Origin of the sequence: Streptomyces sp. ISL-36 (genome assembly GCF_018614205.1) — a bacterium.
GTDB lineage: Bacteria > Actinomycetota > Actinomycetes > Streptomycetales > Streptomycetaceae > Streptomyces.
In genome coordinates this window covers 49421-76191 of record NZ_JAGGOS010000049.1, presented here as the reverse complement: position 1 = coordinate 76191, position 26771 = coordinate 49421, and the positions used below count along the sequence as shown (strand labels likewise).

Genomic DNA, 26771 nt, shown 5'->3' with positions numbered 1-26771 from the left:
ACCTGCCCGGGTACGACACGCGAGGACCCGTTCCCGCACAGGCCTTGTCGGGGACGCCGGTTCCTACGAAGGGAACAGCCGGGCCATCTCGGCGTGGAAGCCGGGGAAGGTCTTGGCCACGCACCCCGGGTCGTCCAGCGTGATCACGCCCGGGGCCGCGAGTCCGAGCACCGAGAAGGCCATGGCGATCCGGTGGTCCCGGCGGCAGGCGATCCGCGCCGGGCGCGGGGACCCGGGGTGCACGGTGATCCGGTCGGCGGCCTCCTCGGTGCGGATGCCGCAGGCCCTCAGGTTCTCCGCGACGGCCGCGATCCGGTCGGACTCCTTCAGCCGGGCGTGGGCGATACCGGTGAGGGTGATCGGCGCGTCCGCGAGCGGGGCGATCGCGGCGAGGGTCATGAAGGTGTCGGAGATCTCGCCCATGTCGAGGGTGAACCCGCCGCGCAGGGGGCCGGCGCCGGTGACGGTCGTCGCGCTCTCGCCGATCTCGACCCCGGCTCCGGCACGGCGCAGCGCCTCGACGAAGCGCAGGTCGCCCTGGAGGCTGCCGCGCCCGAGCCCCGGCACGGTGACGGTGGTGCCGGTGACCGCCGCGGCGGCGAAGACGTACGAGGCGGTGGAGGCGTCCGGTTCGACGACCAGATCGGCGGCCCGGTAGCCGCCGGGCGCCACCGTGATCACCCCGTCCCGCTCGGCGGTCCGCGCGCCGAAGTGGCGCATGAGGGCGAGGGTCATGTCGATGTAGGGGCGGCTGACGAGGGAGCTCGCCTCGACGGTGAGCCCCTGGGCCATGAGCGGCGCCGCCATCAGCAGGCCGGTGAGGTACTGGCTGCTGAGCGAGGAGTCCAGGGCGATCCGCCCGCCCGCGAGCCCGTCGGCCGTGAGGGTGAGCGGCAGTGCGCCGTCGCCCGCGACCCCGGCCCCGAGCCGCCCCAGCGCGTCGGCGAGCGGGGCGAGAGGGCGGGCGCGCAGCTGGGCCGAGCCGTCGAAGGTGAACGTGCCGTGCCCGGTGGCCGCGTACGGCGGCAGGAAGCGGGCCGCCGTCCCCGCGTCGGCGCACCACACCCGGCCACCGGAGCGGGGGCCGTGCCCGCTGCCGGTGATCTCCCAGCGGGTGTCGTCGGGGGTGGCGCGCACGGAGGTGCCGAGATCGGTCAGTGCGGTACGGAAGGCGAGGGTGTCGTCGCTGACGAGCGGCGACCCGAGGGCGGTGGTGCCGCGGGCGGCGGCGGCGAGCAGCAGGGCCCGGTTGGTGATGCTCTTGGATCCGGGGATCCGTGCGGTGGCGACGGCGGTGGGGCTCATGTCCGATCCTCCTTCCGACCGGGCCGACGCGCCGCGCCCGCCCGCCGCCTCGCCGTCACGGCGGACGTGCCGGAGCCCGTGGGCCCGGCGAGGACGAGGAGGACGGCGGGCGGGCGGGGCGGCGGGCCGGTCACGCGACGGGCACGCCCTCGGCCGGGGCGCTCTTCACCAGACCACCGAGCAGGGACGCGACGATCCGCGGTCCGCTCTGGGTGAGCACGGACTCGGCGTGGAACTGCATCGAGGCGAAGTACGGTCCGCGCAGGGCGTGCACCTCGCCGGTCTCCCGGTCCCGGCTGACCTCGACGGTGCCGATGTCCGGCCGGTGCAGACGGTCGGTGTCGCTGCGGGCCGCGAAGGTGTTGTAGAAGCCGACCCGCTCCCGGCTGCCGAAGAGGTCGATCTCCTTCTGTACGCCCTGGTTGGGCACGTCGCGGCGGGCGAGGTCCAGGCCGAGGCGCAGGCTGAGGACCTGGTGGCTGAGGCAGACGGCGAGGAACGGCCGGCGCTCGCGCAGCAGGGTGGAGACCGCCTCCCGCAGGTGGGCGATCTTGGGGTGGCCGGCCTCGCGCGGGTCGCCCGGGCCGGGGCCCATGATGACGAGGTCGTACCCGTCGAAGGCGTACTCCTCGTCGAAGCGGCGGACCGTCACCTCCGGCCCCATGGCGCGCACCTGCTGCCCGATCATCGAGGTGAAGGTGTCCTCGGCGTCGACGATCAGGACGCGCCGGCCGGCGAGGACGGGGTCGAGGCCGGGCCGGCCGCGGCCGGACTCCTCCGCCAGCCAGAAGTCGGCGATGGTGGCGTTGCGCCGTTCCAGCGCCTCCCGCACGCGGGGGTGGGCGCGGAAGCGGGCGGCGCCGTCGTCCTGGAGCGCGGAGAGCAGCCCGGCGGCCTTGGCGCGGGTCTCGGCGACCTCCGACTCCGGGTCGGAGTGGCGCACCAGGGTGGCGCCCACCCCGATCCCGAGCCGGCCGGTGGCGTCGATCTCGGCGGTACGGATGAGGATGGCGGAGTCCATGGCCCGGCCGCCGAGGGCGTCGCGGCCGATGAGGGCGGCGATGCCGCTGTAGTAACCGCGGCCGTGAGGTTCGTACTTGGCGATGACGCGGGCCGCGCTCTCCAGCGGCGAGCCGGTCACGGTCGGGGCGAAGAGCGTCTCGCGGAGGATCTCGCGCGGGTCGCGGTCGGTCTGTCCCTCGATGAAGTACTCGGTGTGGGCGAGCCGGGCCATCTCCTTGAGGTAGGGGCCGACGACCCGGCCGCCGTCCTCGCAGATCCGGGCCATCATCTTCAGTTCCTCGTCGACGACCATGTACAGCTCGTCGGCCTCCTTGCGGTCGGCGAGGAAGTCGAGGACGCCGGGGAGGGTGGGGCCGGAGGCCGGGTAGCGGTAGGTGCCGCTGATCGGGTTCATCACGGCGGTGCCGTCGGCGAGGCTGACGTGCCGCTCGGGGGACGCGCCGACGAAGGTGCGGTCCCCGGTGTGGATCACGAAGGTCCAGTACGCGCCCGTCTCCCGCTCCAGGAGCCGCTTGAAGAAGGTGAGGGCGCTGCCCGGTCCGTAGTCGGTGATCTCGGCGGTGAAGGAGCGGCGGATGACGAAGTTCGCGCCCTCGCCGGTGCCGATCTCGTCGGCGACGATCCGGCGCACGATCTCGGCGTAGGCGGAGTCCTCGACGTCGAAGTGCCCGTCGGCGAGGGTGATGGGGACGTCGGGGATCGCGGCGAGGACGGTGTCCAGGGGGAGGGTGGCCTGCTCGGTGACGCTCATCGCGATGAGCGGGGCGCCGTCGTCGGTGCGGTCGTAGCCGCGCTCGCCGATCTGGCGGTACGGGACGACGGCGAGGACCTCGTGGCGCCCGGCGGTGCCCGGCTCGTCCCGCAGGGGGAGGTCGGCGAGGGTCGCGGGCAGCGAGATGTCACCGGTCAGCAGGTCGAGGGCGCCGGGCCCGGTGGTCTCGGGGCGGTGCAGCACGGCGAAGGCGGGCGGGTTCGGGCCGAGGACGCGGCTCAGCAGGTCCTGCTTCTCGTGGGCCGGCGCGGTCATCCCAGGACCTCCTTGGTGGTGGTGACCACGGCGCAGCGTTTGGCCGCGTACTCGACGGCGGAGAGGTGCTCGGCCTCCGTGAAGTCGCCGAGCGCGTCGGCGACGAGGAAGGTCTCGATGTCGTTCGTGAAGGCGTCGACCGCGCTGGCGAGGACGCCGACGTGGGCGTACACCCCGCAGATGATCAGCTGGTCGCGGCCGTGGAGCCGCATCCGCTCCAGGAGGTCGGTCTTGAAGAAGGCGCTGTAGCGCCATTTGGTGAGCAGCCAGTCCCCCGAGGCGGGGGCGAGCGGCTCGACGACCTCCCGGTCGGCGGGGTCGACGCGCATGCCCGGGCCCCAGAAGTCGGCGAGCAGGCCGCGCTGTTCGGGCGTCATGCCGCCCGGCTGCGCGGTGTACGCCACGGGGACGCCGCGGCCCGCGCAACGGTCGCGGAGCAGCGCCGCGTTGGCGATGATCTCCTCGCGCAGCGGCGAGGGGAAGGGCGCCAAGAAGTAGCGCTGCATGTCGTGGACGAGCAGGACCGCGCGGTCCGGGTCGACGGACCACTGCGGGGTGGCGGCCGGCAGCGCGCCGGCCGTCGGCAACGGATAGGCCTTGATGGGCGGTATCCCGGCCATGACGTCCTCTCGTGACGTGGGGGCGTGTACGGAGCGGGTTCAGGCGCCGAGCGAGGCGCCGCCGTCGACCGTGAGGTCGTGGAGGGTGATGTGGGACGCCTGGTCGGACAGGAGGAAGACGACGGCGTCGGCGATGTCGGTGGGCAGCGCCAGCTTCTTCAGCGGGATGCCGACGCGGAACGCCTCGGGGCGGCCCTCGATGGTGCCCCGGGGGCCGGACTCGTCGTGCCACATCGAGGAGAGCATCGGGGTGTCGGTGGAGCCGGGGGCCACCAGGTTGCAACGGATGCCGTACCGGGCGACCTCCAGCCCGAGCGACTTGGTGAAGAGGGAGGCGGCGGCCTTGGAGGCGGCGTACGCGGCCATCTCGCTGCGCGGGGTGTTGGCGGCGTTGGAGGCGACGGTGACGAGGGCGCCCGAGCCGCGCGGGATCATCCGGTCGACGACGGCGCGGGAGACCTGGAAGACGCCGGTGGCGTTGACGGCGAAGGTGGCCGCCCAGTCCTCGTCGGTGAAAGTGCGCACGGGGCCGAGGCGCAGGACGCCGGCCGCGTTGACGAGGTGGTCGATCGGGCCGAGGCGGCGCTCGGCCTCGTCGACGAGGGCGGTGACCTGCGCGCTGTCGGTGACATCGGCGGGGAACGCCTCGACGCGCAGGCCCTCGTCGGTGAACGCGGCCACCCGCTGCTTGAGCGTGGTCTCGTCGCGGTCGACGGCGGCGACGGTGGCGCCGCGTTCGGCGAGGGCGCGGACCACCGCGGCGCCGATCCCGCCGGCGGCGCCGGTGACGAGGGCGACCTTGTCCCGCATGTCCTGCGTGTTCCGCGTGGTCTGCCTGTCCTGGGTGTCTGGCCTGTCCTGCGTGGTCTGCCTGTCCTGCGTGGTCTGGCTGTCCTGTGCGTTCTGCCTGTCCTGCATGACGGTTCCTCCCTGAGGGCGTGGGGCGGGCGGACGGGGCTCAGGCGCGCCAGGCCGAGATGACCGTGACGGCCTGGCCGGGGTTGAGCCGCGGGTCGCAGAAGCTGGTGTAGTGCTCGCCGCAGCGGCCGACCCACTGCTCGCCGAGCACGCACTCGGTGACGTCGTCGGGGGTGGTCTCCAGGTGCACGCCGCCGGCGATGCCGCCGGAGGAGCGGACGGCCAGCTGGAACTCGGAGATCTCCCGCTCGACGGTGGTGGTGTAGCGGGTCTTGAGGCCGCCGGGCGCGGAGACGGTGTTGCCGTGCATGGGGTCGGTGAGCCAGATCACCGGGTGGCCGGCGGCGCGGACGGCCTCGACCAGCGGGGGCAGCTTCTGGGCGACCTTCTCGGCGCCCATGCGGGCGATGAGGGTGAGCCTGCCGGGTTCGCGGGCCGGGTCGAGGATCTCGCAGAGGGTGAGCAGTTCGTCGGGGGTCATGCTCGGGCCGACCTTGCAGGCGACGGGGTTGACCACCTCGGCGAGCAGGGCGACATGGGCGCCGTCGGTCTGCCGGGTGCGTTCGCCGATCCACGGGAAGTGGGTGGAGGCGAGCAGCAGCCGGCCCTCGTCGTCACGGCGGAGCATCGGCACCTCGTAGTCGAGGAGCAGGGCCTCGTGGCTGGTCCACACGGGCGGGTCGATGACCGGGCGGCCGACGGGCTTGCGCCAGCCGAGGTGGCCCATGATGTCGTTGGCGGCCATGTAGCCGGTGAGCAGGCGCAGCGGGTCGGGGCGGCGGGACTCCGGGTCGGGCTCGGGTCCGTTGACCATGTGGCCGCGGTAGACCGGGAGTTCGAGGTCGCCGATCTTCTCGGTGTCGTTCGAGCGCGGCTTGCCGAACTGTCCGGCCATGCGGCCCACGCGGATCACCGGCTTGTGGGTGATCATCTTCATGGCGCCGGCGAGCAGGTCGAGGACGGCGGCCTTGCGGGCGACGTGCTGGGCGGTGGACTCGTCCGGGTCCTCGGAGCAGTCGCCGGACTGCACGATCACGGCCTCGCCCGCGGCCGCCCTGGCGAGCAGGGTGCGCAGGGTGTGCACGTCCTGGGGGCTGACCAGGGAGGGGCGGACGCTCAGTTCCTCCCGTACGCGTGCCACCTGCGACGCGTCTTCCCACACGGGCTGTTGCAGAGCCGGCCTTTGCCGGATGTCGAGCAGAGTGTTGTCCACGGGGGGTCTCTCCTAAGACGACAGGACGACGGTGCGGCGGCATTCTTCGCGGCAGAGATCCGCTCGGCGGGAAGAGGGAGCAGGTGGAGGGCCGGCCGGCAGTGCGGATCAGCGAACCGGTGTCCGCGGTGTCCTCGACAGGGGCCGGCCGGCCCGGAATTCGTTGGAATCATCCGCTGTGTGCGGGGGCCCGGCCAATGATGCGGGCCGCACTCCGTCAAGTGGGCGGAGAATCCATCAGGTCGGTTCGTGCTGGGTTCACACGACTTCCATCTGGGCCATCATTCCCATCGCCGCATGGTCGAGCATGTGGCAGTGGTAGAGATACTTCCCGCGGAAGCTGTCGAATGTCGCCTGGAACTTCACCGTCTCGCCGGGCATGACGCGGATCGTGTCCTTGAGTCCGGCCTCGGCCGGGCCGGGCGGATTTCCGTTCCGTTCGAGAACGCGGAACTGCACCAGGTGAATATGGAAGTTGTGCGGAATGGCTTGATTGCTGTTGGTCACCGTCCAGATTTCCGAACCGCCCCAGGGGACGGTGTTGTCGATGCGGTGGTGGTCGTAGACCTTTCCGTCCATATATCCCTGGGGATTCGGTCGCCCGTCCTCGTCCATGCTCATGACGACGGTCCGCCGTCCGGTGACGGCCGGCAGCGGGGGCAGGGTGCGCAGGGTGGCGGGCACGGAGCTGGAGTCGGTGGCGGTCTTCACCACGTCGAATCTGAGTACCTTGCCGGTCTGTTCGGCCGGTCCCGGCCCCTCGGTGTTCTCCAGGACGAGCCGGGTGCCGACCGGATAGCGGGAGAAGTCGATGACGACCTCGGCGCGCTCTCCGGGCGAAAGGGAGACGGTGTCGGTGGAGAAGGGCTTCTCCAGCAGACCGCCGTCGGAACCGATCTGGACGAACGGCGAGCCGTCCTGCAGGCGGAGGGTGAAGAACCGCAGGTTGGTGGAGTTGAGCAGCCGGAAGCGGTACTTGCGGGCGGCGACCTGGAAATAGGGCCAGGCCTTGCCGTTGGCGAGGATGGTGGAGCGGCCCATGAAGTCGTCCATGGTGTAGACGAGCTTCCCGGCCGCGTCGAGGTTCGCCTCGCGGAGCATGATCGGCACGTCGTACGCGCCGGAGGGCAGCGGCAGCGCCTTCTCCTGGGCGTCGCTGAGCAGGTAGAACGCGGACAGGCCGCGGTAGACGTGCTCGGACTCCATGTGGTGGGCGTGGTCGTGGAGCCAGAGCGGGGCGTGCGCCTGCTGGTTGGGGTAGTGGTACGTACGGACGCCGCCGGGGGCGATCGTGGCCATCGGGTCGCCGTCGTGTTCCGGGGCGACGTGCCCGCCGTGCAGGTGGATCGAGGCCGGCATGTCCAGCTTGTTGTACTGGTTGATGACGACCGGGCGGCCGGAGGTGGCCCGGATGAGCGCGGGGAAGCCGCCGTTGAAGGTGAGGACCTCGGTGAGTTTGCCGGGCAGGATCTCCTTGGTGTTCGTGCGGATCGAGATGTTGTAGGTGTCCACGCCGTTGGCGGTGGAGCTGGGTGCGATGACCTGCGGCAGCGGCATCGGCTGGGTGAAGAACGCGACGGCGGTCGCGTCGGCCGCGGAGGCCGATGCCGCGCCGAGCAGCGGGGTCAGGGCTGCGCCGGTGGCCACCGTGCCGCCTGTCGCCAGGGCGGCACCGATGAACCGTCGTCTGGAAAGCATGGGGATTCCCCTCGTCATGGGCGCGCCCTGTGCGCGCCCCGATCTCCTTGCCTTGGGTGTGGGGGGGTGTGGGGGGGAGGTGGGGGTGTGGGGGTGTGGGGGCCGGGTGTGCGACGGGCCGGCCCTTCGTGGGGGCCGGCCCGTCGCTGCGTCGTTCCCGGTGCGGGTGGGGGGTGGCGTCAGTCCTTCTCGACGACGACCTTGATCTTGCCCAGGGTCTCGGTGACGTCCCAGGTCATCTTCTCGGTCCAGTCGGCGATGAACTTCTGCTTTTCGGCCTCGTCCATGTCCTTGGTGATCTCGTGGATCCCGGGCGAGGCGTATCCCATACGGAACGTCTGGGAGAGCGTGGCACCGTCCTCGGTGGGCTCGATCAGAAAGGACCAGGTGAGTTCCTGCGGTTCACCGGTCTTGGAGTGGATCTTCCAGCGGAAAGCGCGGCCGGGCGTGGTCTCCACGACTTCCGACTTGGTGTGCCAGATTCCACGGATGAGCGGAGCCCAGGACACGATGTCGTCGCTGCGGAAGTTCTCTCCCTCGAAGATCGATCCGACCTGTCCCGGCTCTCCGGACAGCCACTTTCCGCCCTGGAGTTCCGAGCTCCACTCGGAATGCCGTTTCATGTCGCTGACGATCGAGTAGATCTTGTCCGCGGAGGCCGCGATGTGAATCTCGGCACCCAGCTCGAAAAGGGGGCGGGAGTCCAGAATCGACGTTGTCATGCCTGGATCCTGCCGATACCCGACGGGTGTGCTCAAAGGGTCGCGTGTGAATACGTCAGGTCACCGTGACATCGCTTCGACCGGCCGTCCGACTGACCTGACTGAGTACGCCGAAGCGCATTGGCCGAGGCCGGGAGCGTACGGCACCCTCACACCGTCGTCACTCTTCGACGTGCCGTCTTTCGGCATTCGCATACCCGGGGAGTTTTGTTTATGGACCGGTCGGGAGTTGGACATGAGCCGCCACCTATGCCACGGAGACGTACGGTCGTCGCGGCCGCCGCAGCGGTGGCGACCGCGGTGACCGTGCCGGGCGCCGCCGCGGCGACCGTGCCGGGCCCGGCCGCCGCCGGCGCCGCGTCCGACGAGGCGGTCACCGGTGTCGTCGCCCGCGTCGAGGGCGGCCTGATCAGGGGCGAGCGGACCGGCGGTCTTTCCGTCTTCCGTGGGGTGCCCTACGCCGCTCCCCCGGTCGGTGCGCTGCGCTACCGCTCTCCGCGTCCGGTGGTCCCGTGGAGCGGGGTGCGGGACGCGACCGCGTTCGCACCCGTCTCGTACCAGTCGTATCTGCCGGGCTCCAGCGAGGACAGCCTGTACGCGAACGTCTGGACACCGCACACCGGTGGCTCCGGGCCGGGCCACCCCGGTCGCCCCGTGGTCGTCTACATCCACGGAGGCGGCTGGTTCCTCGGCGCCGGCAGCGAGCCCGACTTCGACGGCGCACGCCCCGCCACCCACGGCGACATGGTCGTCATCACTTTCAACTACCGTCTGGGCGCGCTTGGCTGGGGCCTGCACGAGGACCTCGTCGACGAGCGCACCGGCGGGTACTCCAACTGGGGCCTGCAGGACCAGGTGGCGCTGCTGCACTGGGTGCGCCGCAACGCGGCGGCCTTCGGCGGCGACCCGGAGAACATCACGCTCGTCGGCACCTCGGCCGGCGGCTCCTCCACCTGGCAGCTCGGACTGCTCCCCGAGCTGCGCGGGACCGTGCGGCGGATCGTTCCGATCAGCGTCAAGCACGTGTGGGAGCCGGCCAGTTCGATGAGCCGGGAGGACTCGCACCGGGTCTTCGAGCTGGTCGCCCGCAAGCTCGGCACCAGTGTCCGCGGGCTGCGCGCCGTCCCGGCGGACCGGCTGAAGGAGACCTGGGAGAAGATCTTCTCGGGCAGCCCCACCGACCGGGAGATATCCACCTGGCGCGAGTACCAGGGCCCGGTCGTCGACGACCGCTGGATGCTCGGCCACGACTTCGAGCTGCCCACCCCCGACCTCCCCACCCTGGCCGTCTACGGCCGGACCGAGGGGACCTTCTTCACCACCGGCCCGGGCTATCCCTTCCCCGGTCCGCACCCCACCGACGACGCGAGCCTGCGCACCGCCGTCCGGGCCGTGCTCCACAAGGGCGCCGTCCATGTCGCCGACACCGAGGTGGACGCCGCGATATCGGCGTACCGCCGGGCCGCCGCCATCGACGGACTGCCGCAGGACCCGGTGTCCATCTGGGGCGCGATCTGGGGCGACAGCCTCTTCCGCTACCAGATCACCCGGCTCGCCGAGCGGCAGGCGCGGGAGCGGCCCGAGGTGCCGAGCTACCTCATGGAGTTCGCGCACCCGGTCGCCCCGCCGCTGACCGGCACCCCGCACGAGGCCACCTCCAAGTTCCTCTTCGGCACCTACGGCTCCGCCGTCAACGCCCCGCACTACGGCGACGGCCCGCTGGAACGTCTTGTCTCGGACACCTTCATCGACCTGATCGCCTCCTTCGCCCGCGGCCGAGCCCCGAGCAGCCCGAACGCCCCCGCGGTGCCGCGCTTCTCGCCGGACCGGCCCTCCACGCTGATCCTCGGCGGGGAACGGGTCGCCGAGATCGGCGAGCGCTCGGCGCTGCGCGGGCTCGCCCACTGGGACACCGCCGGCTGGGTCCCGGTCCCGAGGCCCGCGACGGTTCCGGCGGCCACGACGGTTCCCGAGCCCGCGACGGACCCGAAGCCGACGACCGTTCCGGCGCCCGCGACCGCCCCCGGCCCCTGACTCCGTACATCCCGCTGATCAGTTGATCATTCGAGAAAGGACCTGAGGCGCCATGTGCGGACTCACCGGCTGGGTCGCCTACGACCGCGACCTGACGCTCGGCGGCGACGCCGCCGAGGCCATGACCCGGACCCTGGAGTGCCGGGGCCCGGACGACGGCGGCATCTGGCTCTCCCGCCACGCCGCCCTGGGACACCGCCGGCTCTCCATCATCGACCTGGAGAACGGCCGGCAGCCCATGCACGCCGTGCCCGGCGACGACGGGCAGCCCGTTCTCATCTACACCGGCGAGGTCTACAACTTCCGCGAGCTGAGGGACGAACTCGCCGGCCTCGGCCACACCTTCCGCACCTCGTCGGACACCGAGGTGGTGCTGCACGCCTACCTCGAGTGGGGCGAGGAGTTCGCCGAGCGGCTCAACGGCATGTACGCGCTGGCCATCTGGGACCCGCGCACCGAGGAGCTCCTCCTGGTCCGCGACCGGATGGGCGTCAAGCCGCTCTACTACTACCCCACCGCCGACGGCGTCCTCTTCGGCTCCGAGCCCAAGTCGATCCTCGTCCACCCCGAGGCGGAAGCCGTCGTCGACGCCGAGGGCCTGGCGGAGATCTTCGCCATCATCAACACCCCCGGCCACGCCGTCTTCAAGGGCATGTACGAGGTCGTCCCGGGCACCGTCGTCCGCTTCTCCCGCGCGGGCACCACGACCCGTACGTACTGGACGCTCCAGGCCCGTCCGCACACCGACGACCTGGACACCACCATCGCGAAGGTCCGCGAACTGCTCGAGGACATCATCGAGCGGCAGCTGATCGCCGACGTGAAGGTGGGCACGCTGCTCTCCGGCGGCCTCGACTCCAGCGCCGTGACCGCGCTCGCCGCCAAGGTGTTGCGCGACCAGGGCTCCGACGAGAGGATCACCGCCTTCTCGGTCGACTTCAAGGACCACGGGAAGACCTTCCGCGACAACGGCATCTGGATGGACCCGGACACCCCCTACGCCGTCGACGTGGCGCAGCACTCCGGCGCCGAGCACGTCATCGTGGAGCTGGAGAACCGCGACATCCTCGACGAGGACGTCCGCGCCGCCGTGCTGCGCGCCCAGGACCTGCCGGTCTCCACCGGGGACATGGAGCACTCCCTGTACCACCTGTGCAAGGCGCTCAAGGAGCGGGTCACGGTGGCGCTCTCGGGCGAGGCGGCCGACGAGATCTTCGGCGGCTACAACTGGTTCTTCGACGAGGAGGCCGTCAACGGGGACACCTTCCCCTGGTACGACGCCTGGCGGCGGCTCGGCGGCCTGGACACCATCAAGGAGATCGGGCTCTGGGACCGGCTCTCCATGGAGGAGTACGTCAAGCGGCGCTACGCCGAGTCCCTGGAGGCGGTGCCCCGCCTGGCCGGCGACTCCCGGCACGAGGAGCGGATGAAGGAGCTGACCTGGCTCAACATCACGCACTGGGAGAAGTTCCTGCTGGACCGCAAGGACCGGATCTCGATGTCCACCAGCCTGGAGGTCCGCGTCCCGTTCACCGACCACCGGCTCGTCGAGTACGTCTACAACGTGCCGTGGGAGATGAAGAACTTCGACGGCCGGGAGAAGAGCCTGCTGCGCGCGGCCGCCGCGCACGTCCTGCCCCAGTCCGTCCTGGAGCGCAAGAAGAGCCCGTACCCCTCGACGCAGGACGTCGAGTACGTCACGGCGCTGCGCGCCAAGGTCGAGAAGCTGCTCGCCGACGATTCGCCGGTGCTGCGGCTCGTCCCGCGCGAGGGGATCCAGAAGCTCCTCGACAAGCCGCTGGAGGAGTACGCGGCGCTCGGCGGGCTCTGGGGGACCCGGGCGGTGATGGAGCGGCTGATCGAGTTCAACGCCTGGGCGCTCGCGTACGAGGTCCGTATCGAGCTCTGACCTGCGCGTTCGCCCTGCTGCGGCGTCGTGCACGGCCTTCGGGTCGTGCGCGGCGCCGCGGACGCATGTGTGCCCCGCGCACCATCCGTACCAACCGCATCACAGCTGGGAGTTGGTCACCATGACCCACAGCAGTCGTCACCGGGCTCCGCGTACGCGGTATCTCTCGCCGCGCGCCCGCACCGTCGTCCTGGAGTTCCTGATCACGGCGGGGATCCTCTTCCTGATCGTCACCACCGCCCGCTGGCTCTTCGCTCCGGACGCGCCGCTCGGCTCGGTACTGAAGGGGCGGGCGGCGTTCGTCGCGCTCGGGATCTTCTTCGGCGGCGTCAACACGGGGATCATCCATTACTCGATGTCGCGGAAGACCGCCGGGCACATGAACCCCTCGGTGAGCATCGGGCTGTGGCTGCTGCGGGTCTTTCCCGGCCGGGACGTGCTGCCGTTCTGTGCGGCGCAGATGGCCGGTGCCGTGGCCGGCGTGGGGCTGGCCCGGCTGGTGTGGGGCGCGGACGTGGGGCTGCCCCAGGTGGGCTTCGCGGCGGTGGCGCCGCAGCCCGGCTGGGGGTTCTGGGGGGTGCTGGCGGCCGAGACGGTGGGGCAGCTGATCTGTATGACGCTGGTGGCCGCCCTGCTGATCCGGCCGCGCTGGGAGTGGCTGATCCCGGGCGTGGTCGGGCTGTGCATCAGCGGTTTCATCGCGATCCTCGGGCCGCTGTCGGGCGGCTCGGTCAATCCGGCCCGGCAGTTCGGGCCCGCGCTGTGGGCCGGGAACTTCGGCTTCCTGGCCGCGTATCTGATCGGTCCTGTCCTGGGCGCGGCGCTCGCGGCGGGACTCGCGGCGGCGCTGCGGCCGCCGCCGCAGGCCCCGTCGATCCCGTCAACCGAATCGATCCCGTCGGCCGAATCCGTCCCGCCGTTCCCACCCTTCCTGTCGGGCGCCGAGGGGACGGTCTGCCCGGACACCATCCCGCCCGAGCTGCTGCGGGACGACGACCCGCACCGCATCTGACAGAGCCAAGGAGACACCCATGCTGGGAACGTACGGTCTGCCCGTGACGGTCGAGGCCGATCCGGAGTGGCAGAGCGAGCGCCTCGACCTCGACGCGTATCTGGCCCGGATCGGCTTCACCGGTCCCCGCACTCCCACCGCGGACACCCTGCACCGCGTCCTGCGCGGCCATATGTCCACGATCGCCTTCGAGAACATCGACATCGCGCTGGGACGTCCGGTCTCGCTCGATCTGGAGCGGATCCAGGAGAAGTTGGTACGGGCGGGGCGCGGTGGCTACTGCTACGAGAACAACCTGCTGCTCGCCGCCGCCCTGGACCGGCTCGGTTTTCCGGTGACCCGGCTCCTCGCCCGGATCCGGCAGGGCGAGACCCGGCGCCGCTTCCGTACCCACACGGTGCTGCTGGTGCGGGCCGACGACCGGGTGTGGCTGGCCGACGCCGGCTACGGCTACAGCGGGCTGATGGAGGCGCTGCCGCTGGAGGACGGCGCGACCTCGTCGGTCGCCGACTGGACCTGGCGGCTGGTGGCGGACGGCCCGGACTGGGTGGTGGAGATCCCGGACGGGGACGGCTGGTTCGCCATGTACAGCTTCCGCCAGGAGCCGCAGTTCCGGATCGACTTCGAGGCGGCGCACTACCTCTCCTCCACCCGGCCGGGTTCGCCGTTCGTGGGCCAGCTCGTCGCGCAGAAGGAGACGGAGAAGGAGCGCCTGCTGCTGCGGGACAAGATGCTGGAGATCCAGTACGCGGACGGGCGGGTCGAGCGGCGCGAGCTGAGCGCGGCGGACACGGTGTGCGCGCTCGGGGAGCTGTTCTCGGTCGAACTGAAGGACGAGGACGAGCAGGCTGTGCTGCGGTTCTTCGCCGGAAAGTGACATCCGGGGGCGGGACCTGACGGACTTTCCCCGGCCTCGTGGAGTGGCGCCGTGTCGTTCGGGGAAGGTCGCGACGGGCCTTGTGCTCAACGGTTCCACCCTTTCCCGTCCTCCGTAGTCAAGGAGCAGGTCTGTCATGACCAACGTCGCAGTCATCTACTACTCGTCGACCGGCAATGTGCACGCGCTGGCCACCGCCGCCGCGAACGCCGCGGAGAAGGCCGGTGCGGAGGTGCGGCTGCGGAAGGTGGCGGAGCTGGCCCCGCAGTCGGTGATCGAGACGAAGGCGGAGTGGGCCGAGCACGTTCAGGCCACCCGTGACATCGAGGTCGCCACGCCCGAGGACCTGGAGTGGGCGGACGTCGTGCTGATCGGCACGCCCACCCGTTTCGGTCTGCCCGCCGCGCAGATCAAGCAGTTCATCGACACCACCGGTGGCCTGTGGGCGCAGGGCAAGCTCGTCAACAAGGTCGCCTCGGCGTTCACCTCGACCTCGACCGCGCACGGCGGCCAGGAGTCGACGCTCCTCGCGCTGAACAACACCTTCTACCACTGGGGTGCGGTCATCGTGGCGCCCGGCTACGCGGACCCGGTCCAGTTCGCTCCGGCGAACGGCAACCCGTACGGCACGAGCAGTGTCTCGGCGAACGAGGCGAACAACGTGGCCGGTGAGAACCTGGCCGCGATCGAGTTCCAGACCCGTCGTGCCGTCGAGATCGCCACGGCGCTGAAGAAGGGTCTCGCCGACGTCTGACGGCCGAGACACGAAGGAGGGGCGGGACGCTTCGAGCGTCCCGCCCCTCCTTCGTGTCGTGCGTACGACGGTCAGACGAGCGAACCGGCCGGTACGCGACGGGGGCGGGTGGAGGTCTGGCGCCCGAACGCGGGGCGGGCCACGTCCCGTACGGTCAGGATCGAGCGCTGGAGCCTGCGCAGGCGCGCGGAGGGCTCCATGCCCGTCTCCTTCTTCAGGCCGTTGCGCAGCCGCTGGTAGACCTCCAGGGCCTCGTCCTGCCGGCCGCAGCGCAGCAGCGCGAGCATGAACTGGCCGTGCAGCGGTTCGTTGGTGCGGTACTGGGCGACGAGTTCGGCGAGGTCGGAGATCATCTCGAAGTGGCGGCCGAGCCGCAGCTGGGCCTCGACCCACTGGTCGAGGGCGCTCAGCCGGGAGGCCTCCAGGCGCTCGATCTCCATGCGCAGATGGGGGCCGGCCGCGACGCCCGCGTAGGGGTCGCCGTGCCACAGGGCGAGCGCCTCCTGGAGTCGGCGTGCCGCGCGCTGCAGGTCGCCGGCCTCCATGGCGCGGTAGCCGGCTCCGGCGGCCCGTTCGAACTGCCAGGCGTCGTTGGAGCCGCCTCCGGTGTCGAGCCGGTAGCCGCCGGGCAGCGAGACGAGCACGGCCTCGGCGGTGTGGCGCTGCTGCCAGGCGGCGTCCGGATCCGGTGGCTCGGCGCCGCGCAGCGCGGTGGTGATCAGTGCGCGTAGATCGATGATGTGGGACTGGAGTTCGACTCGGGCGCCGCGTGGCGCCCCGGACGGCCACAACTCCTCCATCAGTACAGTCACGGGCACGACCTGGTCGGCGTTGGCCGCGAGCAGGGCGAGCAGCTGCCGCGGTGCCGCGGCCGTCGGAGTGATCGAAACCCCGTTCTCGCGTACCGACAGTCCCCCCAGGATGCGGACGTCCACTTTGCCCCCTCAGTGTCTGTGCGCGGCATGGCCCTGGATGATTAGAAAAGAGACCCGGAGGCATGTCAATAAGAAACCGCAGGGTATGGAATGCCCTGGCCAAAGAACTGGGAATTATGCCCTAGTTGGGCGGATTTGCCGCGATCAAGAATCTGTAAGGGGCACAGAGAAGCGTACCCACGGATCCAGGATCTGGACTCGCGGGTACGCTTTTGTCCGGTCGATTTCCGACGAAGAGAAGATGGCACGTTCGTGTCATCCACAGAAAACCGGCCTGTGGGTATGGTTTGAAGCTCCATACGGGGCCTGACAGGCCCGGACTGCCCTGTCAGCCGGCGGCGGCCCTGTCAGCCGGCCGCGGCGGCCTCCGCGGCCTCCAGGGCTCTGGCCCCCCGCCCCGGCTCCATGTCGAGCATCGCGAGCACGGCGGGCACGGCGATGCTGGGCAGCACATGGCGGTAGAGCACCGAGGCCCAGCGGTCCATCTCGGCCCGGTTGTTCCCCAGCGCCTGGGTCATGAGATTCAGGCCGGCGTAGGCGCCCACGACGAGCGGGGCCACCTCCTGCGGATTGGCGTGCGGCAGCAGTTCGCCGCACTCCTTGGCCTCGTTGAGCACCCGCAGATTGAGTTCGGTCCACTCCCGGTAGGGGCCGCTGCGGTTGAGCTCGTGGCCGCCCTGGTCCAGGGTGAGCCGCACGCTGCCGCGCAGCAGCCCGTCATGGGCCAGCCGGTGCGCGAACACCATGCCGATGTCGACGAACTCCTGCACCTTGGAGACCTGCGGCATCGGCATCGGGGCGGTGGAGACCTGCGCGTCGATCACCGCGTGCGCGAGGTCCTCCTTGGAGTCGAAGTGGAAGTAGAGCGCGCCTTTGGTGACTTGGGCCAGCCGGAGGATGTCGGTGAGTTTCGCGGCCTCGTAACCACGCTCGTCGAAGACGGTGGCAGCCGCTTCCAAGATCGCCTGGCGCGTCCGAATCGCGCGATCCTGCTTCGCCATTGGGGGTCACGTCCCTCTCATAGCCCGATGCCCCAAAGGGCCCTCGCGCTCGCTCCGTGCTCCGTGCACTTCACGGTCGAAAACAGCAAGTATGGACGGATACGTGCAGAGGACACAAGACATCGCACGCAGGCCGTTCGGTCGGGCGTCACCCGGCTCACACCATCGTGAAGCCGCCGTCCACCGGCATGATCGCACCGGTGACGAACGACGCTCGGTCACTGCAGAGCCAGGCGGCGGCCTCCGCGATCTCCTCCGGTTCGGCGGTGCGCGGCTGCGGGGTGGCGGCGTGCAGCGCCTCCTCCATCCCGGGCACGGCGGCGAACCAGTCGGTCACCACCTCGGTCCGGGTCGTGCCGGGCGCCACCGCGTTGACCCGGATGCCCTGGGCCGCGTACTCGGCGGCGGCAGCCCTGGTCAGTCCGATCACGGCGTGCTTGGCGGCGACGTAGGGGGCGGCCACGGGGGTGGCGAGCAGCCCGCCGACGCTGCTGGTGTTGACGATCGCGCCGCCGCCGGTGGGCAGCATCGCGGCGATCTCGTCGCGCAGGCAGTTCCAGACGCCGCGCACGTTGACGTCCATGATCCGGTCGTAGAGCTCGTCGTCCATCTCGTGCAGGGGCTCGCGGCCGGTGCCCCACCCGGCGTTGTTGAAGGCCAGGTCGAGCCGCCCGTACGACGCCACGGCATGCGCCACGGCGGCTCGGGTGTCCTCGCGGCGGGTCATGTCCGCCACCACGTACTCGGCCTCCGCGCCCTGCTCGCGCAGGGCGGCCACCAAGGCCTTCAGCTTCTCCTCGCGGCGGGCGGTGAGAACCACCCGGGCGCCCTCCCGGGCGAAGACCCGGGCGGCCGCCGCTCCGATTCCGCTGCTGGCGCCGGTGATCAGGGCGACCTTGTCGCTCAGCAGGCGGTGGTCGGCAGTCATGGGACGGTCGTCTCCCTCGGCAGTCGGATGGATGACACCTGGTCATGAGGCGTCGAGGTCGTCGGGCTCGGCGGGCTCGTGGAGATCACCGCGGTCGCGCGGGCGGCGCCTTCGCGGGGGTGCGCCACGGGACTCAGCCGTTCCAGACGCGGCCGGCGGCGGCCTCGGCGTCGAGCGTGCGCAGCAGGGGCTCGTCGATCTCGTCGAGCGACCCCACCAGGTGGCGGACGCCCGCCCTTCGCATCAGCTCGCCCTGGAAGCCGTGCGCGAAGTCGCTCGGGTGGCCGATGAAGGGGACACCGAGCTCCTTGGCGGCCTCGGCGACGCGTGCGACGTCGTCGATGAACAGGGCCTGGTCGTGACGGAGCCCGAAGACCTCCGTGGTGATCTCGTGCACACCGGGGCGGAAGTCGTTGGTGCAGACGTAGCCGGGACCGTCGAAGAGGTGCGCCAGCTCCCGCAGGTGCCGGTCGAAGTGGGTCTTGTCGAGCCCGCCGTAGCAGACCGTCCTGAGCCCTAGGCCCCGCAGCCGGTGCAGCAGCTCGACCGCGCCGTCGAGCAGTCGCAGCGGATGCTCGGCCAGATGGGCCTCGCGCTCTTCGAAGTAAGCGGTCAGCACGTCCGCGGGACTCGCGTCGAGTCCGGCGGCGGCGCCGAGGGCCTTGGCCGCGATGAGCTGGGGCTGGGAGAAGATCTCCCGCTCCACCTCGGCGTCGTAACGCCCGCCGCGGCTGGTGACGAACCGGTGGATCACCGGACTGAACGTGTCGTTCAGCAACACGCCGTCGATGTTGACGGCGGCGAGGGATATCTGGCGCAGTTGTTCCACGGAATCTCCAAGGGGCAGCCGGTCGGCGAGCCGGGGCACATCGGGTCGAATCACTCGGATGGTGACGTGTCCGCCCGAACCGGCGTCTCGGATGCCCGAGAAACAAACCTGGCGGTACAGATTTCCGGCAGCTGGAAGATACCCGAAGCCTCTCCCCTCGTGAACCCTGGGGTCTCACGAGTCGGACATCTGCCGTTCTGACAAGCATGGTTGACTGCGTACAGGGCCGATCACGCTCCGCACCGTCCTCCGACCGACCTGACAGAACCGAGACCGGCGACTTGCAAAACCGACCCATGGGTTCGTAACTTCCGCCGTGCCCGGATGCCCGAATCTCCTTAGTAGGCCCCTAGTTGAGGGATCTCATGCTGCAGACGCCCGCTCCGACCGACCTCGTGGGTACCGAAGCCCTCGTCCGGCTCACCACGACGGCCCCTCGTGAGTACGTCCACCGGGCCGCGCTCGCCGAGGTCTTCCTGACCGCCGACTGGTCCCGTACGGACGAGGCTCACTTCACCCTCAGCGCCCAATGGCCTCGCGGGCATTCCTTCTTCGGGCCCGTCGGGGGGAGTCACTACGACCCGATGCTGGCCGCCGAAACGATCCGCCAGGTGGGGGCGCTCCTCGCCCACGTGGGCTTCGACGTGCCGCTGGGTCACCAGTTCCTCATGTGGGAGCTCAACTACCGCGTGGTCCCGGCGCTGCTGCCCGTCGGTGACGCGCCGGCCGAGCTGCGCCTCGACGTCACCTGCTCCGACATCCGCCGCCGGGCCGGCCGGCTGGCGGGGCTGAGCTACGAGGTCGTGATCAGCGAGAGCGGCCGGGCGATCGCCACCGGCGACGCCCGGTACATCTGCACCAGCCCCGAGGTCTACCGCCGGCTGCGCGCCGACCGTCTCGCCGAGCACTCCGCCGCTGCGCCGGCGCCGCCCACCGCGCCCGTGGAGCCGCGCCGCGTCGGCCGGCACCACGACTTCGACGTGGTGCTCACCCCCACCGAGCGGGACGACCGCTGGCGGCTGCGCGTCAACACCCGCCACCCGGTGCTCTTCGACCACCCCGGCGACCACATACCGGGGATGGTCCTCCTGGAGGCGGCCCGCCAGGCGGTGCACACCCTCACGCCGGACGGCCGCGCGGTCCTGCCGGTGGCGATGGACTCCGCCTTCCACCGGTACGCGGAGTTCGGCAGCCCCTGCTGGATCGAGACCGAGCCGGCCGTCGGCTACCCCGGCGGCGTGGAGCGGCTGATCCGGGTGACCGGCCGGCAGGACGACGAGATCCTCTTCACCGCGATCACCACCGTGGCGGACCTGCCCACCGGATAGGGCCGCGTCGCGGAAAGCCCCGGTCGCCAGAACGACGGGGAGCTCGCCGCTCAGTTCAGACAGGCGGCGATCAGCAGCCCGAAAGCAGCGGTGATCAGCACCGTACGGATCAGATGGAAGCCGTTCCACCGCTTCTCGAAGGCCGACCGGACGGCAGCGGGAGACTCCCCCGTGCCCTCCGAAGCGGCCAGGGCGTTGTTGAGCGGGATGTTGCCGCCCATGGTCACGAGGTGGTTGAGGACCGCGCCGACGAGACCGGCCAGGATCAGCCATTTCTGGGTCTCTGAGCGGCCGTCGACCGGGACGAGGAACGCGGCGGCGGGGAAGGCCACGACCCCGAGGAAGACGACGAGGAACACGGCCTTGGGCACGTACTCGTTGATCCGGCGCATCGCGCCCACGAACTCCGCGTCGTCGAGCCGGGCCAGGGCGGGCATGATCCCCGTCAGGAAGATCAGCATGAACCCGGCGTAGAGACCGGTGGATCCGACGGCGAGGGCGAGCAGCAGGGTGGCCATGAGGTCATCTTGACGCTCTCCATGGCCACCGCGCGCGAGAAAATTGGGATCACGCGGGGAACGGGGATCAACCGCTGTACGGATCGCCCGGTTCCGCGTCCCCGTCCGGGCCGTGCAACCGGTCCGCCTGCCGGATCGCCTCGGTCAGTTCCCGGACCACCTTCGAGCGCGACCGCTCGGCGATGGCCGCCGAGTACCGAGCGAGCTCCGAGAGACTCGGGGCGCCCGGCAGATCACCGCCGCGCAGCCTCTCCGCGAAGTAGGCGGTGACGGCGGTCAGCTGCAGGCTGTCGTGGCCGGCGGCCCAGACCGAGGAGGTCAGCGCGGCCGTCCCCACCGTCCCGGAACGCTCGTGCGGGGCGCGGGTCTTCGGGTCGAGCCAGCGGACCGTGGCCGTCGCCAGGTGGCCCGTGCGGCCGGGGCGGGTCTTCACCGCGTACAGCGCGGTCACGGTGTGACCGGCGCCGACCTCGCCGCCGTCGACGCGGTCGTCGCGGAAGTCCTCGTCGGCGACCTCGCGGTTCTCGTAGCCGATCAGCCGGAACCTCTCCACGGTCGCCGGGTCGAAGGCCACCTGCGCCTTGGCGTCGCGGGCGCGCAGCTCGATGTGGGTGGGGAGCTGCTCCACGAAGACCTTGCGGGCCTGTTCGCGGGTGGAGACGTACGTGGTGTGCCCGTCGCCCTTGTCGGCCAGCCGCTCCATGAACGCGTCGCCGTAGTCGCTGCCGACGCCGACGCCGAAGAGGGTGATGCCGTACTCCCTGCGCTCCTCGTCGATCCGGTTCAGGATCGACTGCGCCTCGGTGTCGCCGGTGTTGGCCAGGGCGTCGGAGAGCAGCACGACCCGGTTGACCGCTCCCTTGCGGTGGCCCTCCACGGCGACGTCGTACCCGGTGCGCACACCCGCCTCGACGTTGGTGGAGGAGGTGGTGGCCAGCTCGTCGACGAGGCCGTGGATGCGCTCACGGTTCTCCCCCACCGTGGACATGGGCAGCACGGTCTCGGCCTCGTTGCTGAAGGTGACCAGGGCGACCGAGTCGTCGTCGCGGAGCTCGTCGGTGAGGATGCCGAGCGACTCCTTGACCAGGTCGAGCCGGCCCGGTTCGGCCATCGATCCCGAGATGTCGACGACGAAGGTGAGGGCGGCCGGCGGGCGGGTGCCCTTGGGCTCCGCGGCCCGGGTCGCGAGGCCGACCCGGACGAGCGACCAGCCGTCGTCGGAGCTCCGCGCGCCGTCGACCGTCACACTGAACCCGTCGCCCTCGGGCCGCCGGTAGTCCGGCCGGAAGCTGTTGACGAACTCCTCGGGCCGTACGGTCGCCGGGTCCGGCAGCCGGCCGTCGGCCAGCGTGCGGCGGGCGTAGCCGTACGAGGCGGTGTCCACGTCCAGCGCGAAGGTGGAGAGGTGGTCGGCGGCCGGCGGGCGGGAGCGCTGTTCGCCCTCGGGGGCGTCCGCGCCCGTCCGGCCGCCGCCGTCGGGGACGGCCGGTGCGTGCCTGCCGCCGCCCCGGTCCGATGTCCGCTCGACGCCGTTGCCGCCCGCGCACCCCGTCAACAGCAGTCCGGTGACCAGGATCCCGGCGCCGAGCCGCCCGCCGTGTCGTCGCTTCATCGCTTCTTCCCCTCGTTGTCCGGCACTGGTGAATGAGACGTCCGAGGGGCGGCGACGGAGCAGACGAAGGCGTTGCGGATGGATCTCGATGCGGCAACGGCTGCCCCGGCCGCCCCACGTGGCATGGACTCGCCATCCTTCTCAACAGGGGTTGTCACCGTGTGCAGTCGCATGCGTACATGGAGTGGCACACCGATCGGCGGGGGTGGTCAGCGGTGGCACAGACTGCGGGCTCCGTGATGCTCGCCCGGTCGGCGATGAACCGCGCCGTGACGGAGGCACAGCGGCCGCCGGGACGACCCGTCCGCGGCGCCCGTCGCATCAGCGCGGCGCTGGCCGGTCTCGCCGCCTCGACCCGGCAGGAGTTGCTGACCTTCGACGACCCGGCCGCCTCCGCGGGCCGGGCGATCCCCGAGCCGTTCCTGGAGCTGGCGGAAGCGTGCATGCGGGCCGCGGTGGAACGGGCCCCGGAGGTCAGACGGATCGTGCCGCGCCACGCCCTCCCCCAGGTCGCGGGCGCGGTCGGGGCGCCGGGCCGGGCCCGGTTCGTGGACTCGATCCCGTTCAAGATGATCGTCGTCGACCGCACGGTGGCGGCGGTCCCGCTCGACCTGGAGCTGCTCTACAACGGGCTGCTGCTGATCCGCGACCCGGTCGTCGTCCAGGCCCTGGTCCGCGCCCATCACACGAGTTGGGACGCGGCCGAGGAGCTGGCCGGTGCCACCGCTCCGCCGCGGGACCTCCCCGCACAGCTGCGGCCGGTGCTCGACGCGCTCCTCGCCGGTCTGACGGACGAGACCGCTGCCGCGCGTCTGGGGATGTCGGGCCGTACGTACAGCCGGCGCGTCGGTGAGCTGATGCACGCCCTCGGCACGACGAGCCGCTTCCGCGCGGGTGCGGAAGCGGCTCGAAGGGGGTGGCTGTGAAAAGCGCCGGTTCGGCTGCTACGAAACGATGTCCTTGCGGGCGAAGCCCCGGAAGGCCAGGGCGAAAAGGATCAGTGCGTACGTCACCGAGACCGCCGCGCCCTTGGCCATGCCGCCCCACTCCAGTTGCGGCTGCAGGGCGTCGGCCCAGGCGAACTGCCAGTGCGCGGGCAGGAAGTCGCGCCAGGAGCCGAGCGCCGTGACCGCGTCCAGGACGTTGCCGATGATCGTCAGGCCGACCGCCCCGCCGACCGCGCCCAGCGGGGCGTCGGTCCGGGTGGAGAGCCAGAACGCCAGTCCGGCGGTGACCAGTTGGGAGACGAAGATGAAGGCGACGGCGAGCGCGAGCCGGGGCAGGGTCTCTGCGGCGGGCAGGGCCCCGCCGGTGGGCAGCTTCAGCGGCCCCCAGCCGTAGGCGACCGCGCCGGCGGCGAGCGCCACCAACGGCAGCAGCACCATCGCGGCCGCGCTGAATCCGAGCGCCACGGCCAGCTTGGACCAGAGCAGCCGGGCCCGGGGCACGGGCGCCGCCAGCAGATAGCGCAGCGAGGACCAACTGGCCTCGGAGGCCACGGTGTCCCCGCAGAACAGGGCCACCGGCACCACGAGGAGGAATCCGGCCGAGACGAAGAGACAGGTCGCGGCGAAGTTGGCCGCCGAGGCGGTCGCCGTGTCCATCAGCGTGATCCGGCCGTTCCGGTCGCCGCCGTCCGGGCCGCCGCCGATCGCGAACGCGATGATCAGGACGAACGGCAGGGCCGCGAGCACCGCTCCCATGACCAGGGTGCGGCGCCGCTTCAGCTGCCGCAGGGCCTCGACGCGCAGCGGCAGGGTGTGCCGTGCCCGGTAGCCCGGGGCGCTCTCCACCAGTTCCGCGGTCGTACTCATGCGGATCCTCCTCCGATCAGGGTGAGGAACGCGTCCTCCAGGCGCCGGTGAGGTCCCACACCGGTCACGGGTACGTCCAGGCGGACGAGTTCGCCGATCAGGGCGGTCGCGTCGGCCCCGTCGAGGCGGACCAGGAGTCCGCCCTCGGTCCGTACCGCCGAGTCGATCCCCGGCAGCGCGTCGATCTTCTCGACGAGCGGGTCGGGGACGGCCTCGCCGAGCGTCACCAGGAGGGCGTCTCCCGCGCCGGTGATCTCGGCGACGGGTCCGGCCTGCACGAGCCGGCCGCGGTCCATCACGACCAGATGGGTGCAGGACTGTTCGACCTCCGAGAGGAGGTGGCTGGAGACGATGACGGTCCGGCCACCGGCCGCGTACCGGATCATCACGTCCCGCATCTCGCGGATCTGTGGCGGGTCGAGTCCGTTGGTGGGCTCGTCGAGGATGAGCAGGTCCGGCAGGCCGAGCATGGCCTGGGCGATGGCGAGCCGTTGCCGCATGCCCTGCGAGTACGTCCGCACCGCGCGGGCGAGGGCGTCGCCGAGGCCGGCGATCTCCAGGGCCTCGTCGATGTGCGCGTCCTCGGCGGGGCGGCCGGTGGCCTTCCAGTACAGCTCCAGATTGTCCCGCCCGGACAGGTGGGGCAGGAAGCCCGCGCCCTCGACGAAGGCGCCGACCCGGGACAGGACCGGGGCGCCGGGGCGGACGGCCTGGCCGAAGACGCGGATCTCCCCGCCGTCGGGGGTGATCAGGCCCATGAGCATCCGCAGGGTGGTGGTCTTCCCGGCTCCGTTGGGGCCGAGCAGACCGAGGACCTGGCCCTGCTCGACACGGAAGGAGAGGTCCCGTACGGCGTACCGGTCGGAGGACTTGGCGTACTTCTTCGTCAGCCCGGTGATCTGCAGGGGTACGGCGGCGAGGGTCGGCTCCGGTGCGGGTGGCGCGGTCCGGCGGCGGCCGGTGAGCAGCAGCGCGGCGGCGGCGAGGGCGCCGAGGAGCGGCAGCCCCCACACCCACCAGGGTGTCCCTGCCGCCTGGGTGGCGACGGCTGGCGCGGTCGGCACGGTGAGTCCGCTCTCCACGGCGACGGTGTACGTGGCGGGCGTGGCCGGCGAGGCGTAGCCGAGGTCGGTGGCGGAGAGCACCAGCCGCAGCCGGTGCCCGGCCTCGACCTCGTGGTCGATCGCGGGCAGGGTCAGCTCCACCGACGTGCCGGCTCGGGCGCCCTCGATCCGGACGGGCGCGACGAGCTGGGCGGGCAGCACCTGCTGCCGCCCGTCGGGTCCGACGTCGTACACCTTGCCGAAGAGGACGGCGGAGCCGTCGGGGCTGTCGGAGGTGACCTTGACGCGGACGGTCGGCGAACCGGTGATCCGCAGCGGTTCCTCCTGCGGCTTCGTCTCGAACCGGGCGTGCTGGCCGGGGAAGTCGAGGGAGAGGCCGACGCCGAGGGAGGAGAGCTGGGAGAGTCCGCCGCCGACGCCGGGGACGGCCGAGATGGCGGGCGGGTTGGCCCCGGCGGGGTTGGCGAAGGGCTGCGGCCGGCCTGCGCCGAGGGCGAGGGTGCGCCGGTCCTCGCCGGAGAGACCGGGGTAGCGGTCGGAGGTCGCACCCCGCAGGGTCGCCTGCCCGTCGGTGGAGTCGACTCCGCCGGCGCGGCTGACCCGGAACACGGGGCCGGTGTCGGCGCCCTTGTCCTGCTTGAGGTGGCGGTCGAACCAGCTGCTGATGCGGGCCTGGACCCGGTCGGTCTCCTGGTTGCCGCCGTCGTGGCCGCCGGCGATCCAGTCGACGGCGACGGGCGCGCCGTTGGCGCCGATGGTCCGCGCCATGGCGTCGGCGTGTGCGAGCGGGAAGAGGGAGTCGGTCTGCCCCTGGACGATCAGGGCCGGGACCTTGATGCGGCCGCCGACGGCGGAGGGGCTGCGGGCTTCGAGGATCGCACGGGCGGCGGCGTCGGGCTTCCCGGAGACGGCGACGCGTTCGTACAGTGCGCACAGTTCGGGGGTGAAGCGGCCGCAGCCGTCCGTCGCGCCCGGCCCGCTTCCGGCGGAGAAGAAGATGCCGGCCCAGAGCTTCTTGAAGACGCCTTCAGGGAAGAGCGCGTCGGCGAGGTTCCAGTAGGTGATCTGCGGGGCGATCGCGTCGACGCGGCTGTCGTACCCGGCGGCGAGCAGGGAGATCGCACCGCCGTAGGAGGCTCCGGTGACCCCGACGCGCGGGTCGCCGGCCTTGTCGAGCTGGACCTCGGGGCGCTTGGCGAGCCAGTCGAGGAGCCGTTGGACGTCCCTCACCTCGTGGTCGGGGTCGTTGAGACCCACCTGGCCGGTGGAGGCGCCGAATCCGCGCGCGGACCAGGTCAGCACGGCGTATCCGTCCCGGGCGAGTCTCTCGGCCTGGGCGCGGACGTCGTCCTTGGAGCCGCCGAAGCCGTGCCCGAGGAGGACGGCGGGCCGGCGGCCACCGCCGCCGTCGGTGAAGTACGAGGTGTCGATCCGCGCCCCGGGCATGTCGAGTACCTGGTCCGCGCGGTGCACGGGCGGGGGTTCGTCCGTGGCGACGGCGGTCCAGGTGCCGGCGCCCGCGAGTACGGCGAGGGCGGCGGTGACCGCGGCCCACCGGGGAAGTCGGAGCTGCATGCCCCTGAGCCTAGGCGGGCGAGCTGTGCGGCACGGCTGCCCAGGGGCGGAGGTC

General features: G+C 71.4%; 22 protein-coding genes. 7 read left to right on the top strand and 15 right to left on the bottom strand.

The window, feature by feature from the left end; genetic code table 11:
- Positions 1-63: 63 nt before the first annotated feature.
- From aroA to J7E93_RS13945, 7 genes are all read right to left on the bottom strand, one after another.
- A complete protein-coding gene (aroA, locus tag J7E93_RS13975; protein ID WP_215069087.1) occupies positions 64-1305 on the bottom strand; it encodes a 3-phosphoshikimate 1-carboxyvinyltransferase in 1242 nt (413 codons plus the stop codon).
- 130 nt (positions 1306-1435) lie between these two features.
- A complete protein-coding gene (locus tag J7E93_RS13970) occupies positions 1436-3355 on the bottom strand; it encodes an anthranilate synthase family protein (RefSeq protein ID WP_215069085.1) in 1920 nt (639 codons plus the stop codon).
- Positions 3352-3975 carry an isochorismatase family protein gene (locus tag J7E93_RS13965; protein ID WP_215069083.1) on the bottom strand — a complete coding sequence of 208 codons (624 nt, stop codon included), beginning with the start codon at positions 3973-3975 and terminating at the stop codon, positions 3352-3354. Before J7E93_RS13965 ends, J7E93_RS13970 begins: the two co-directional genes overlap by 4 nt.
- 39 nt (positions 3976-4014) lie before the next feature.
- Positions 4015-4785 (bottom strand): 2,3-dihydro-2,3-dihydroxybenzoate dehydrogenase, encoded by a 771-nt coding sequence (locus tag J7E93_RS13960; protein WP_215069111.1) that lies wholly within the window; start codon positions 4783-4785, stop codon positions 4015-4017.
- Positions 4786-4933: 148 nt separating this feature from the next.
- On the bottom strand, positions 4934-6106 hold the full coding sequence (locus tag J7E93_RS13955; RefSeq protein WP_215069082.1) for a 3-deoxy-7-phosphoheptulonate synthase: 1173 nt from the start codon (positions 6104-6106) through the stop codon (positions 4934-4936).
- 258 nt (positions 6107-6364) lie between these two features.
- A complete protein-coding gene (locus J7E93_RS13950) occupies positions 6365-7804 on the bottom strand; it encodes a multicopper oxidase family protein (RefSeq protein WP_215069080.1) in 1440 nt (479 codons plus the stop codon).
- A 179-nt stretch (positions 7805-7983) separates the two neighbouring features.
- Entirely contained in the window at positions 7984-8526 is a 543-nt protein-coding gene (locus J7E93_RS13945) for an SRPBCC family protein (RefSeq protein ID WP_215069073.1), read from the bottom strand.
- 249 nt (positions 8527-8775) lie between these two features.
- Between J7E93_RS13945 and J7E93_RS13940 the strand changes: the two genes are divergently transcribed.
- The 5 genes from J7E93_RS13940 to wrbA all read left to right on the top strand — a co-directional run bounded on the left by J7E93_RS13940 (position 8776) and on the right by wrbA (position 15112).
- Positions 8776-10560 (top strand): carboxylesterase family protein, encoded by a 1785-nt coding sequence (locus J7E93_RS13940; RefSeq protein ID WP_215069071.1) that lies wholly within the window; start codon positions 8776-8778, stop codon positions 10558-10560.
- A 52-nt stretch (positions 10561-10612) separates the two neighbouring features.
- Positions 10613-12469 (top strand): asparagine synthase (glutamine-hydrolyzing), encoded by a 1857-nt coding sequence (asnB, locus tag J7E93_RS13935; protein ID WP_215069069.1) that lies wholly within the window; start codon positions 10613-10615, stop codon positions 12467-12469.
- A 121-nt stretch (positions 12470-12590) separates the two neighbouring features.
- Complete coding sequence (locus J7E93_RS13930) at positions 12591-13481, top strand: MIP/aquaporin family protein (protein WP_215069067.1); 891 nt, start codon at positions 12591-12593, stop codon at positions 13479-13481.
- A gap of 19 nt (positions 13482-13500) precedes the next feature.
- Positions 13501-14358 carry an arylamine N-acetyltransferase gene (locus J7E93_RS13925; protein WP_215069065.1) on the top strand — a complete coding sequence of 286 codons (858 nt, stop codon included), beginning with the start codon at positions 13501-13503 and terminating at the stop codon, positions 14356-14358.
- Between the two features lie 136 nt (positions 14359-14494).
- Positions 14495-15112, top strand: coding sequence for an NAD(P)H:quinone oxidoreductase (gene wrbA / locus J7E93_RS13920; protein ID WP_215069063.1), 618 nt, complete (start codon positions 14495-14497; stop codon positions 15110-15112).
- Positions 15113-15183: 71 nt separating this feature from the next.
- On the opposite strand, the gene J7E93_RS13915 is transcribed toward wrbA, so the two are convergent.
- The 4 genes from J7E93_RS13915 to J7E93_RS13900 form a co-directional block, all read right to left on the bottom strand.
- A complete protein-coding gene (locus J7E93_RS13915) occupies positions 15184-16047 on the bottom strand; it encodes an AfsR/SARP family transcriptional regulator (protein ID WP_215069061.1) in 864 nt (287 codons plus the stop codon).
- 347 nt (positions 16048-16394) lie between these two features.
- Positions 16395-17048, bottom strand: coding sequence for a ScbR family autoregulator-binding transcription factor (locus J7E93_RS13910; RefSeq protein ID WP_215069059.1), 654 nt, complete (start codon positions 17046-17048; stop codon positions 16395-16397).
- 157 nt (positions 17049-17205) lie between these two features.
- Positions 17206-17976 carry a glucose 1-dehydrogenase gene (locus tag J7E93_RS13905; protein ID WP_215069058.1) on the bottom strand — a complete coding sequence of 257 codons (771 nt, stop codon included), beginning with the start codon at positions 17974-17976 and terminating at the stop codon, positions 17206-17208.
- A gap of 133 nt (positions 17977-18109) precedes the next feature.
- On the bottom strand, positions 18110-18805 hold the full coding sequence (locus J7E93_RS13900) for an HAD family phosphatase (RefSeq protein WP_308368544.1): 696 nt from the start codon (positions 18803-18805) through the stop codon (positions 18110-18112).
- 365 nt (positions 18806-19170) lie between these two features.
- On the opposite strand from J7E93_RS13900, the gene J7E93_RS13895 reads away from it, so the two are divergent.
- Entirely contained in the window at positions 19171-20133 is a 963-nt protein-coding gene (locus J7E93_RS13895; protein ID WP_215069056.1) for a ScbA/BarX family gamma-butyrolactone biosynthesis protein, read from the top strand.
- A 50-nt stretch (positions 20134-20183) separates the two neighbouring features.
- Here the strand turns inward: J7E93_RS13895 and J7E93_RS13890 are convergent, their stop codons facing one another.
- Together J7E93_RS13890 and J7E93_RS13885 are read right to left on the bottom strand one after the other, a co-directional pair.
- Positions 20184-20651 (bottom strand): DUF1772 domain-containing protein, encoded by a 468-nt coding sequence (locus J7E93_RS13890; RefSeq protein ID WP_215069054.1) that lies wholly within the window; start codon positions 20649-20651, stop codon positions 20184-20186.
- A 67-nt stretch (positions 20652-20718) separates the two neighbouring features.
- The gene (locus tag J7E93_RS13885) at positions 20719-22263 is read right to left on the bottom strand and encodes a von Willebrand factor type A domain-containing protein (protein ID WP_215069052.1); all 1545 of its coding nucleotides are present in this window, start codon (positions 22261-22263) and stop codon (positions 20719-20721) included.
- A 215-nt stretch (positions 22264-22478) separates the two neighbouring features.
- Between J7E93_RS13885 and J7E93_RS13880 the strand changes: the two genes are divergently transcribed.
- Entirely contained in the window at positions 22479-23189 is a 711-nt protein-coding gene (locus J7E93_RS13880; protein WP_215069050.1) for a DNA-binding response regulator, read from the top strand.
- An 18-nt stretch (positions 23190-23207) separates the two neighbouring features.
- On the opposite strand, the gene J7E93_RS13875 is transcribed toward J7E93_RS13880, so the two are convergent.
- Both J7E93_RS13875 and J7E93_RS13870 read right to left on the bottom strand, forming a co-directional pair.
- Positions 23208-24077, bottom strand: coding sequence for an ABC transporter permease (locus tag J7E93_RS13875; RefSeq protein ID WP_215069048.1), 870 nt, complete (start codon positions 24075-24077; stop codon positions 23208-23210).
- A complete protein-coding gene (locus J7E93_RS13870) occupies positions 24074-26716 on the bottom strand; it encodes an alpha/beta fold hydrolase (RefSeq protein WP_215069047.1) in 2643 nt (880 codons plus the stop codon). Before J7E93_RS13870 ends, J7E93_RS13875 begins: the two co-directional genes overlap by 4 nt.
- Positions 26717-26771 lie beyond the last annotated feature (55 nt).